The sequence below is a fragment of the Photobacterium angustum genome (assembly GCF_003026365.1).
In the GTDB taxonomy this organism is placed as follows: domain Bacteria; phylum Pseudomonadota; class Gammaproteobacteria; order Enterobacterales; family Vibrionaceae; genus Photobacterium; species Photobacterium angustum.
Map to the genome: position 1 here is coordinate 43,812 of NZ_PYOM01000028.1, position 11,959 is coordinate 55,770.

The following is an 11,959-nucleotide window of genomic DNA, read 5'->3' on the forward strand; positions in this document are numbered from 1 at the left end:
TCAATTTAAATCATAAATATAATGAGCTTGATTGAATTATTTTGTTTCAAAGTGCTTATCGTTAACACGAGATGAATGAGTTTTTGATCATTCGTTTTGGGGCAAAAATTAGTTACATACATTGATATTTAATTTTTGATGTTATTTTGGTACACCCTAACGAAACTAACTGAAATTAAGACAGTTTAGGGGAAACCATGCTGATCCGTGCTTATCTTTGTACCTCAACTACCGAGCAAGATGCCCAACGGGCAAAAGAAGAACTCAAAGTCTTTTGATAGTCGTATTGCTGGCTATTACATCGAAAACTAATCCGGTACCAAGTTAGAAGAGCCAGAACTCAAAAAGTTGAGAGGTGACAGCGAAGCCGTTGCTCCCCGCTTTTACGTATGTGTTAAGTGTAATCATGGTTAAAGGTGTTGTGTATATTTACAGTTTTTTTGGGAGTTTTGGGTGGGTTGTAAGGCGGTAAAAGAAGTATTTGATTATGTATGGAGATTAGATTTTTAGGTTAAAACTCTATTGATTGTTTTATTTTTAGTGATATTTATGTGTAAAAAGTACACATAGATAGGTGACCAAAAGACATGCATAAGTGGTCTAATAACTTAAATACAGATTAAATGTTATACAAATTTTTATTTATAACCTATTGAAGCTAAATTTATTTATTTTGAGTGACCCATTTTTTGTAATTAAATTACGGGTGGGTTTAAGTCTTCCAAGCTGATGATGCGGGTTCGATTCCCGCTGCCTGCTCCAAACAATTCCTCCTTAGTTCAGTCGGTAGAACGGCGGACTGTTAATCCGTATGTCGCTGGTTCAAGTCCAGCAGGAGGAGCCAAATAGAAAAGCCCGCAAGCAATTGCGGGCTTTTTTACGTCTGTAAAAAATCACTTAAAAATGATCGGTGACCAAACGGTGACCAAATCAGTGACCACCATTTTTCGTAGACTTTAATCATTATCTCATCGGTTAGCACTTTCGTTATTAGATAATCTAATCAGTTTCGCTGTCTTTCTGGATTTCAAACAACTCACCTACCGTAATATCTAAGTAATCGCAAAGCTGCTCAATTACCTCAAGATCAACTCGTGTTGCTGTTTCGTTATATAAACGTGTGATTGTGCCTCTATTTATTCCCGTATCTCTTGATATATCAGAAATTTTTAATCTTTTTTCGCCCATTAGCTTAGATAAATGGCACTTCAGCATGCTCTTCTCCTGATAAAAATAGTCTCCTGTAGGTTAAAAATGGTTGCAATAGGTCAATATTGTGTTACATTTTGTTCTGTAGGAGAGCATTTAAACTTTTTGTAAATCAAATCGAGTTATAGGAGATTGTACGATGGACAATACCTATCTTACAACAACAGAGCTAGCAGCTCGTATCAAATATGATGAGCGTGTTATTCGTGAACGATTAAAAGATTCCGTTTTATTTGAAGGCGTGCACTATATTCGCCCATTTGGAGGGCGAAAGATTTTATTTATTTGGGAACGTGTAGAAGAAGAAATGTTGATTGGCGTTTCTATTGAATCATTATTAACGGGTAAATAGGGTGAGCTTATGGCATCAATAAACACTCGTAATGGTAAATTAGTTGTTGATTTTAGATATCGAGGCCAGCGCTGCCGAGAGCAAACCCAGTTAGCGGATACCCCACACAATAGAAAGCGACTTACTTTACTCGCTAACAAAATAGAAGCTGAGATCACTCTTGGTTGTTTTGAGTATCAAAAGTATTTTTCTCAAAGTAAGTTGTGCGAAAAATTTAGAGCAATGGAGCATCGAGAGAGAGCATCCTCTCAATATCATAACGCACCGTATAGTCCTAGCTTGGCTGAGTTTGCTGATATTTGGTTAGCTGAAAAAAAGATTGAATGGTCAAAGGGGCATTATATTGATGTCTCTGGCGTTATTGAAAAATACTTACTCCCCGCCTTTGGTAATCAAAAGATTAGCTCTATCACCAAACAGAAGATTCTGCAGTTTCGCTCTATTTTATCTCAAGTTCCAGGACGAAAAGGGGAATACCTAAGCTCTTCAAGAATCAATCACATTATGACGCCATTGCGTCAGCTATTGAATGAAGCAGCAGATAGGTATGACTTTAATTCACCATGGAAAAATATTAAGGCGTTAAAAGTTGGTCGGACGGTCATTGATCCTTTTCATCTTGATGAAGTTGAGAGCTTTTTAAATGCCGTTCCTGATACTTATAAAGCTTACTATATTACCCGTTTTTTTACGGGGATGAGAACTGGGGAAGTTGATGGATTACATTGGAAAGATATCGATTTCGTAAATAAAACGATTAAAGTAAAACAAGCACTTTCTCGTAATGAACTAAAAGAGCTGAAGACTGAAAGCTCATATCGAGATATTGATTTAATTGATCGTGTTGTTGATGTTTTACAAGAGCATAAGAGGAGTAAACACACAACTTCTACTTTTGTATTTGTAAACAGCAAAGGCAAACCATTTTGTTATCCTGTTGTGTCTCGAACTATTTGGTATCCCACGCTTGATGCTGCAGGTCTTCGTCACCGTAATCCTTATCAAACCAGACACACTTATGCGACGTTATTACTTGCATCAGGCGAATCTCCAGAGTGGATAGCAAAGCAGATGGGGCACAGTACAACTACCATGTTATTTCGTGTTTATTCTCGCTTTGTGCCCAACCTTACACGCCGTGATGGTAGTGCTTTTGAACAATTTATCAATAATGGGGGACGTTAGTATGAAAATCTCATCTTTAACCGTTCATTGTGCGAGTTTATGTTTAGATGTTGTTAATGGAGATAGTTTTGAAAAACTGACTATTGCGGATATTCAGAGCTGGCAAGACGAGCTGTATTCGTACATTGAAAATCGAGTAGCACTTTTAAAGCTCAGTAATGAAACACAACACTTGTTTATTACTTCTGTACGTGATGAAGTGTTAATGATTTTAATGCTATGTAAAGATAATTTATTTGCGAGAGAGCCGTATTGGATTATTGAAAAGATGCAGCGGAAAATAACATTAAGTACTCATCTTTATATTAATAACGGCGATCTTTGACCCTCCTTACATAGTGCGTAATAACGTTAGTTGTAGTGTGCGCACAGCCTTTTCCTATCTTTATCATGGTGTGCGCCCATGGATAAATATCTCATCATATTGAAAAGTAATACGAACATTTAATCGAAAAAATATATCTGTTTAAAATGTGGATTTATAATTAACGTATTAGAGGTTTACTTTAAATATTTTAAAGTTAAAAATTAAATAAAAATGGAATATGATTTTGAAATTCACTTGGTTTCCTTATATTAGTATTAATAATTCTTTTTAGACGATAATTGATATTAATTGAGCGAATTTTTATAGATAAGGTTAATTAAGTCGCAATTTTTAATGAAACCAATGAATATGTAATTTTTTTTTACAAACATAACTATGACTAACCTGATGTTTTTACATTTTTTTTAGTGAAAAAACCTTATTAAAAGAGTAGATTAACTTCAGTTATATGCATTTGATTTATCATTAAGGTATTTAAAAGTTTTATTTATCTTGATGAATTTATACCTTAAGGCTTGTATTAAATGACGTTAATTGAAGTATTATCTATTCTATCGAAGTCGTCCCCCTATGCAGTGAGTACTGAAAGAGAACAAAACCAAGATCTTTTTGCTGGATATAAAAGTCATATATACATTAAAACCGACATAGAGGCGGACTTTAAAAAGGCTCTTCTCTCGGCCAAACCGAATCAAATCATTTTCCTTTGTGGAAGTAGTGGCGACGGTAAGTCTGAGATATTGACGCAATACAGTAAAAAGCACAAAGCGACGCATGATTTTCATCTTGATGCAACGCACAGCTTCAATCCAACTCAGACTGCCATTCAAGCGTTAGACAACCGCTTCTCCGAGTTTAAACAAAGTGATAAACCACTCGTTGTTGGTATTAATGTGGGTATGCTTGGTAACTACGCAGAAGAAGGCTCAGAAGAGCATGGCGATATCAAGAAAGTTGTCAGGGATTATCTCTCTCGTAAACGCTCTGCAATCCCAGAGCACTATGTATTCTTGAATTTTGAAGACTATCCGAAGTTCACGCTTAATGCGGAAAGCAGTGCTTCTGACTTTGCTGATCAGTTCCTGAAAAAGCTGACTGCTCAGACATTAGAGAATCCGTTCTATGCATTGTACGACAGAGAGCTAAAGTCTCAGGGACATACACAACTAACGACAAATTTTGCATTGTTGAGTCGTCCAGCTGTTCAGAAGTCGTTGATCGATTTACTGCTGAAAGCTCGTCTAATTAAAGACCAATTTCTGACGGCTCGTGCCTTACTTGACTTTATTTTCCAGCTTCTAGCGGCCGATGGTTACTTGTTTGATAACTTGTTTGCGGGCAGTGATAACGAGCTGTTATCTCGTATTCAGAGCTTTGATCCTAGTAACTTGCATACCCGTACAGTCGATGAGTTTGTGCTTCAGCATAGCTTAGGCATTGAACACGAAGACTTTTCGGCATTTAAAGCCAAGATCAACACACTGGGCATTTTTGAGGTCACTGAAGCTACATCATTCCTTCGCCTTTTCTATGTGCTCAATGGAGATGATGAACTCTGTAATGAGTTTGTTTCAAATATCCAAAACGAGTTTACGAACAATTTGGTAGAAGCTTATGCATCGGCTTGGATTCTTCACAGAGATTTCGATGGCTCTGGAAAAATGCGAAAAGCACTCAGCAGCTTCTACAAGGAAACACTGATTGCCGCACTCCATCGTTACTGTAACCGCCATGCCCCAACACTTGATAAAGACGAGTATTTGGTCTCAGAGCTCAACGGCTACAAAACGTCAGTGTCTCTTGAAATCAAAGCAGATTTATCAGAAATACAAAATAACGCCTTAGAAAAAATTAGTACATTCAACGCTTACTTAAAAATTGATGAACAATCGCTTAAGCCAATGCCAATTAGCGTTAAGTTGCTAGAGCTTTTGGTGAAGATCGGGCAGGGATATCGCCCCAACAAGCATGACAAAAATGCTGTTCTCTTACTTGATGAAGCATTGGAGCAGATGCTGGCCGTCGCGAATCAAAAAGACACCTTATTTATCCTTAAAGGCGACAAACGCTACAAAGTTGTAAAAGAAGAAAGTGACTATTTCGAAGTGAGTGGGATGCACTAATGACAACAGATAACTTCGCATTACCTATAAAAGCCGGGTTGCCGCAAACGGCTGTTGATAAGTTTCAAAACAAGAACACTCTTAACAGTTATATTCCTATTCGTACCAAGGGCAATGACTTTGACTGGTCATCAGTGGTTGGCCTAGTGCTGCGTGGCTTACTTCGTAAAAAAATCGAAAAGTATAACTACCAAGATTTTACCGCGGATTGTAAAGCCAACGTACAAAACAAGTTGGGCGAAGAAGATTTTTGGGATGTACTCGAAGACATGTACTTCACTAATCAAGATATCTTCTCAGTGAGCCCTGAGTTTCTATTGTTCAAGAGCCAGAAAAGCGAATGCAAAGCTGGTGATTTGCGCGTAGCGTCTCTTTTTATCAACCTATTGAACGGACGCCAGATTGAGCAGTTTGATGCCAATTTGAACTTCATTGAACAAGAACTTTTAGAAACGCTGCGTTCAAAAACCAAGCCGGACACAGACAAATCGCTGCGTGCTACTGAAGCACCGTATTTGCCTTACATGACTGAGGCGTTTAAACGAGACCTTGAATTTCTGACCACGTACCCGAAATACCTGCTGGATGAGTTCGAGCAATTTCTAGCATTTTATGGTTTTGCTTATACTGCTCAGCTGAGCTTATCGCTGTCGGATTGGAAGACGGGCGAAGCCCCAACCGCGAAGCCGCTCTACTTCATCATGGATCATGAACGAGCTAGCAGCGAACGTATTCATATCCAAAAGCACGGCTATAAGCTTTTTAGCGAATCGTCTTTCAAGTTGTTTCCTTTTCTTTCTATGTTGGAGAATCTTCAACCCAACCCAGAGGAATTAAAAAAGCCGTTGTGGCAATTAGCGAGAGATATCGAAAGCTCCAGTAGAGAAGATCTGGCAGAGCAAATTAAAAATTATGCGCTGATGTTCAGAGTCAATCGCAAGTTGGACACCGCTCTGCCTGATAATGCAACCACAGCCATTGAATGGCTGGAATATGTACTGAAGCTCGCTGAAGAGCAGTTCAGAGACCCTAAAACCGACCGCCCAGCCATCATTAAAAAGTACATGACAGAGGTCGAGAAAAATATGGCGACAGATTTTGTTCAGGTTCGTGGTCGCTCTGGTCGGGTGCTGGTACTCACTCAGGACCACATTATTTTGCTGACTAACCTAGTGGTGGGTAATGAAGAGAAACTTCGCTTTCATGAGCTAATAATCGGCTTTCAGGAAAGGGGTATTTTTGTTGATAAGCAAACAGAGCAAGAGCTTATCAAGTTCTATGAGCGAATTGGTAACGTTGAACGTATGAGTGATAGTGGAGATGCAGTGTATGTGCGCAAAACAATTTGAATCGTTTCTGGTTGAGCAGTTTTTACTGCACGCGAAAGGAAACATCCGCGTAGGCTATCGCTACCAGTTCAATTCTCCCGATCATGGCAATAGCCAGCGCTTGTTTGATGCGTTAGTGGCGCGCAAAGAGGGTGAGATCCAAGCTCGCAATGATGTGATGCTGAACTATTTGAGCGTAGAAGACTGCAAAGTGGTACCAGTGCTTCATTGTGAGGAAGATGGAGAAACTGGGTTTACTGAAAACTACATTTCTCACTTGCGTGATGAAATTGCAAGCCAAGAAGGCCCGTTGAAGGGCTGTGCGCTGGTGGTGATTCATAACAGTCGTCTCGATACCCTTATCAACTCAGCGGAAGATCTAGGCCAGCCCGGTCAGGTATGGAGTCCAGAGAAAATCAAAGTCTCACTTAGCGGTTTTATTGAGCAAACCGATAAGTCTCGAGATGTTTCGCTTTGCCTTTTGGATGACCAGTTTGACGCGATTTTGGAAGATGGTGCCACCATGTTTGGTTTTGAGTCGCTATACAAGGCGGTTGAAGATGGCGAGCTGTGTTTCAGTGAGCTAGGCATGTTCGATGATCCTTTTGTCGCAGAGTTATCTGGGAATAAAAAGCAGATCAAACAGCGCTTGGAAGAAAACCGCGCGCTTTACCAAGAGCTGTCGTTTGAAGTAGAGCATTTTGGTCAACAACTCGAAGAAAGGCTTAAAGGCTTCAGCACCAAATTTATCAAAGAGCATTTTTCTGATGACGGTTGGAAAGATGTGGAGTTTGAAACCTACCGAGAAGAAATCAAAAAGAACAAAATTCAGTACCTAAAGCATGAAGGTGAAGAAGAGCTCAACGGTGCAGAGGTGATTGGTCGCTATCCCAAAGAAACCAAAGCAGGGCTTCGAGACCGTCACCTGATTATTGAGTTAGAGAAAGACCAAAGCGAGTTTGAACTTAAATTGAGTTTCTCTGGCACGAGTGATCTAAGCAAAGCACAATTTAAGGTCACTCCGGCAAATACCTTTGGCAAGCAGGAAGTGATCACCACGCGTCTTACCAACAAAGGTGCAAACGCAACACTTGCTGCCAGCTATGCCAATGAGCCCTTGTTTTTTAACCTTGCGTTGAAACGAGATAATAGTTCCGAAAACCATAACTTTCGTTGCTTAGTAGTTCGAAAGGGCGAGTTTTCTCTCGGTGAATTAAAAAAAATCTTCGTCGTTGAACCTACGAAAAAGCGTCTTACCTTGAAGACGGAAGACAACCGTCTCGTGATTAACCCTTCTCTTTCTGATGTGCGCAGCCTAGACGATGTTGGCGAAGTGGTGGATCGCGCTGAGATTGGCGTAGTTGATTTTGAATCTCTGGCCAATGAGTCAGAAGATATTGGCTTTGTGGTGAAATCTGGTGATAACTCACTGGTATTTCGCGTTGAAGGTGATCAAGTAGAAAGCAGCATGTCTTTTCCGTTGCTGCTCAATCAATCACGCTTTCACAAGCTTTTTGATGAAGAAGTCTACGGTGAACTTTACCCAAGCAAAGATGTTGTAGCTATTGATAATAGCGAATTCCGAGTGATGGAACCGCGTATCAGCTTGCTTCGTTGGGAAGAGCGTTTCGTGCAGCAGAAGTTGGTTTACTTCGCGGAAAGCAACAGCATGGCACTGGAGCAGCTAAGGGCGATTGATGACGGCCTTCATACTGCTTATCAGGCGTTATTTGACTACCTAGCTTCACGCCGAACTACGATTTCTTTGGTTTCTTGGGGAACACAATTTGCTTCGCTGGCAAAAGCAACCGTTGATGCGTTTTTATCCTACTTTGAGGCGATTCCAACCGGTGGCATGCTGACCAAAGAACAAAAGCTGGTGATGCAAATCGGTGTGGTTCGCGAGAATGGCGAAGAATACTACTCGCCATTCCACCCACTCGTACTGGCTTACTATCTGAACCTTTGCAATGAAATGCAAAAAGACGACAGTTTTGCTGACTTGCCAACAGTCACACTTAATCGCTTAGGGCCGAGCGGTTTGCTTCCTTATGTTTATCACCCAAAACATGAATTTGCTTACAACCAGCAAGTCACTGAAAATGGATTCTGGGTTAAAAGCGTTCCGCATCAGAAAAGCTGTCTGAAGTTCGTTCGCAAGCTGGTTAAAGAGAAGATCAATGAGTTCCAAAAAGCTTTTAGCCACTTGTTCACTGGCTCAGAAAAGAGTGTGCTGGTGAATGCAGTCAATCAAGACAAAGCAGAAGAGTTATTCCTTGGTTTGGTTGACTATGTAAAAGACAATCTGGACAAAGCTGCATCGATTCACGTCAATCTTTACGATGATGCATTGGTGTTCAATGCTTTTGATACATTTGCAGAAATGTCCAACTACGAAGATTTGAAAGCGTGGTTGGAGTTAGATCGCGGAAAAGTGCGCGAAAATGCCGATACCATCATCGATATCCTTCGTACTCGACTGACTTACAGCAAATTTACCAATGCCCATAGCGAGCGTGAAGGGCAAGCTTACTCGCATCTGTCATTCTTCAGAAACAATGACAATGTGAAGCTGACGACCTTGAGCGTTGATGATATGCCAAGTGGTATCGCGTGTGACGGTCTGTTAACCGGCGACGCATCTAAGAGCGATGAAGGTTCGTACTTTACCGCGTTTGGTCTGCAGAATGTGCAATACGATAGGTTGCCTCATTTAAAAATGGCGAAATATGTTGGCTCGCTGATGGAGCCCGCACTGAAACCTAGCACGCAATACACAGGCGCCAATGCGCCGGCCCTTGCGGTGAGTGAAGACTTTAAATCACTGCTTGAGCGCTCATATGACAGCTCTATTTGGACCACCATCATCGACCCTAAAGTGACGCTGGACTTTTTCCATGCCAATCAAGATGTAGTACTTATTCATTACTCCGATCAGTACACCAGCTCAGCCAGTTACGATGCCATTACCGTAACGGCACAGCGTGGATTGTTCGAACGCGTGGTTGCACAAAGTGGTGGAGGGCAAATCAATGAGTTCAACGCCTTTAATGGTGATTGGCTGCTGAAGATGATGACCTGCAACGACACCATCCGCAAAGAGCGCACAGGCATTATTGGTGCCTATAAGTTTGTGACGTGTCTTGTGCATAAATCCGATATCACCTGGGTGCCACTGTCTGTCGGTGAGATGATCCGTGTGTCTGGAAACATTGGCCTGAAAATGACCGACAGTGATTTTTCACGCAATGTTCAGGGCTACAAGAAAGGCGCGATTTCTGATGATGTACTGCTGGTGGGCTTTAAAGAAGATAACTTGTACCTGCTGCCTGTCGAAGTGAAGGCTGGCTCCACACCTGATTACAAAAAAGCTATACAGCAAGCCAACGAGCTTCGTCGCTACCTCACAGAGCTACTAAGTGACTCAACACTCGCAGCGAAGATTTATCGTGGTTTGTTCATCCGTCAGGTGTTGATGCAAATCGACAAATATCGTCTCTACAACGTATTTAGCAGTGACTACTTTGAGTCTTTCCTTGCAGAGAAAGAAGATTGGCTGCGAGGCAGTTACAGCATTGCAGAGATCGAAAACTATCCAGCAGGAGTAGTCGTTAGCCACCTTGAGAGCGGAAGCTGTTTTGAGCCTGGCTATAACATGCAAGAAGGCGTATTGAAGGTAGACCTTCCGATGTCTTTGTTACCTTCACTGGTGCAAACTCCGCTTCAAGTGCTGATGAATGAAAAGGATATTGCTCAGATCTGCCATGTGCCAAGCGAATATATGCTGATGGGAGAAACGCAAGCATCTATCCCAGCAAAATCCGAAACTTTGCCAGTATCACCAGCAGACGATAGCTCAGAAAGTCAAGACGAAGAGCTAGATGAACCTTCCATTGAGCTAGAGCCAGAGGTTAAGCCTGAACCAGCGCCTCAGAATCAAGTTAGCAGCAATAATCTTCATGTGCTTTTTGGGCACAATGCGACAACAAATGCGCCGTTAAATTGGGAACCAACCAACACCGCCAAGTTTATGAATACCAACACCGGTATCATAGGCACTATGGGTACGGGGAAAACCCAATTTACGAAATCAGTGATCACTCAGCTTTACTGCAATCAAGCAGACAACGTAAACAGTGTACCCATTGGCATGCTTATCTTCGACTACAAGTCAGACTATGTGGACGACAAGTTTTTAGATGCCACCAATGCCAAAAAATACAAATTGTTTAAGCTGCCATACAACCCGCTGAGCTTGTATGGTGATACGCCAATGCTACCAATTCACACTGCGGCAGGGTTTTCTGAAACCATGTCCCGTGCATACGGGTTAGGTAAAAAGCAGCAGCTTCGCTTAGAGAATCTAATTCTGGAGTCTTACTCTGCGTCAGGTATCCATCCTGAGGACCCTTCGACGTGGAGCAGACCAGCACCAACGATTGAGGACGTTTGGGCTCTATTCCTCGAGCAAGAAAAGGTCGAAGAAGACTCACTCTACGCCGCGCTCTCTAAGCTTGCTCGCTTTAAAATCTTTGAGTCTGAGCCTGAGAAAATGACCAGCCTCTATGAGTTGGTGGATGGCATCACGGTGGTTGAGTTGGCAGGTTACCCGTCAGAAATTCAAAACCTGGTGGTGGCACTGACGTTGGATCTTTTCTACTCGCAAATGCAGAAGAAAGGAAAGCCAGAAGTAGTGGGTGATTTCCGTCAAATCACCAAGATGATTTTGGTGGACGAGGCGGATAACTTCATGTCTCAAAACTTCCCTAGTCTTCGCAAAATTCTCAAGGAAGGTCGCGAATACGGTGTGGGTGTGATTCTCTCAACACAGGACATTACGCATTTCCAAACTGGGGAAAACGACTATTCAAGTTATGTGCTGACGTGGGTGATCCACCGCGTGGCAAAGATCCGCGCGCAAGAGCTCAAAGCCATGTTTGGCGTCAATGACAAAAATGAGCAGGAGAAGTTGATGGAAACCATCAACAAACTCGATAAGCATTACAGCTTATATATCGATGGAGCGAAGCAAATCCAGAAAATGCGGGATAAAGCATTCTGGGAGCTGTTGGCATAAGCATAAAGAAAGGCAGTTTCGGCTGTCTTTTTTCTATTTATAGAATAGTTTTTTGAGGTTGTTATCGATGGATAATTATTATCTTTTGCTATTTCTTTTATTTCCAATTATTTATTCTTTAATTAAGAAAAAGCAGAATAATAGTGGCAGTATTAGTCAGAAAAATACGGATAAACAGGAAGAGCATTTTTTCATAAAAAATGAGCGTATGCCTATTGACACCGTAGATAGAAAAGAAACACTTCTTGCCGAAGCTGCCGAAGCTGCCGAAGCTGCCGAAGCTGCCGAAGCTGCCGAAGCTGCCGAAGCTGCCGAAGCTGCCGAAGCTGCCGAAGCTGCCGAAGCTGCCGAAGCTGC

Annotated in this window: 8 protein-coding genes and 1 tRNA gene; 8 read left to right on the forward strand and 1 reads right to left on the reverse strand. The window is 41.6% G+C overall.

Features of this window, described 5'->3' with window-relative positions; genetic code table 11:
* The first annotated feature begins 768 nt into the window (after window positions 1–768).
* A tRNA-Asn gene (locus CTN01_RS21355) sits at window positions 769–844 on the forward strand.
* A 155-nt stretch (window positions 845–999) separates the two neighbouring features.
* Here the strand turns inward: CTN01_RS21355 and CTN01_RS21360 are convergent.
* On the reverse strand, window positions 1,000–1,215 hold the full coding sequence (locus tag CTN01_RS21360; protein WP_045132339.1) for a helix-turn-helix domain-containing protein: 216 nt from the start codon (window positions 1,213–1,215) through the stop codon (window positions 1,000–1,002).
* Window positions 1,216–1,348: 133 nt separating this feature from the next.
* Here CTN01_RS21360 and CTN01_RS21365 point away from each other — a divergent pair, with 133 nt between their 5' ends.
* From CTN01_RS21365 to CTN01_RS21395, 7 genes are all read left to right on the forward strand, one after another.
* On the forward strand, window positions 1,349–1,561 hold the full coding sequence (locus tag CTN01_RS21365; protein ID WP_045132338.1) for a hypothetical protein: 213 nt from the start codon (window positions 1,349–1,351) through the stop codon (window positions 1,559–1,561).
* A 9-nt stretch (window positions 1,562–1,570) separates the two neighbouring features.
* Window positions 1,571–2,746 carry a site-specific integrase gene (locus CTN01_RS21370; RefSeq protein ID WP_045149204.1) on the forward strand — a complete coding sequence of 392 codons (1,176 nt, stop codon included), beginning with the start codon at window positions 1,571–1,573 and terminating at the stop codon, window positions 2,744–2,746.
* Window position 2,747: 1 nt separating this feature from the next.
* A complete protein-coding gene (locus CTN01_RS21375) occupies window positions 2,748–3,071 on the forward strand; it encodes a hypothetical protein (RefSeq protein ID WP_045149205.1) in 324 nt (107 codons plus the stop codon).
* 527 nt (window positions 3,072–3,598) lie between these two features.
* Window positions 3,599–5,197: a DNA phosphorothioation-dependent restriction protein DptF gene (gene dptF / locus CTN01_RS21380; RefSeq protein ID WP_045149206.1), complete on the forward strand. Its 1,599-nt coding sequence runs from the start codon at window positions 3,599–3,601 to the stop codon at window positions 5,195–5,197.
* A complete protein-coding gene (dptG, locus tag CTN01_RS21385; RefSeq protein WP_045149207.1) occupies window positions 5,197–6,546 on the forward strand; it encodes a DNA phosphorothioation-dependent restriction protein DptG in 1,350 nt (449 codons plus the stop codon). Before dptF ends, dptG begins: the two co-directional genes overlap by 1 nt.
* Window positions 6,527–11,602, forward strand: a complete 5,076-nt coding sequence (gene dptH, locus CTN01_RS21390; RefSeq protein ID WP_045149208.1) for a DNA phosphorothioation-dependent restriction protein DptH — start codon at window positions 6,527–6,529, stop codon at window positions 11,600–11,602. Before dptG ends, dptH begins: the two co-directional genes overlap by 20 nt.
* Window positions 11,603–11,669: 67 nt before the next feature.
* The coding region (locus CTN01_RS21395; protein WP_211317089.1) for a hypothetical protein at window positions 11,670–11,959 on the forward strand (290 nt) is incomplete at its 3' end.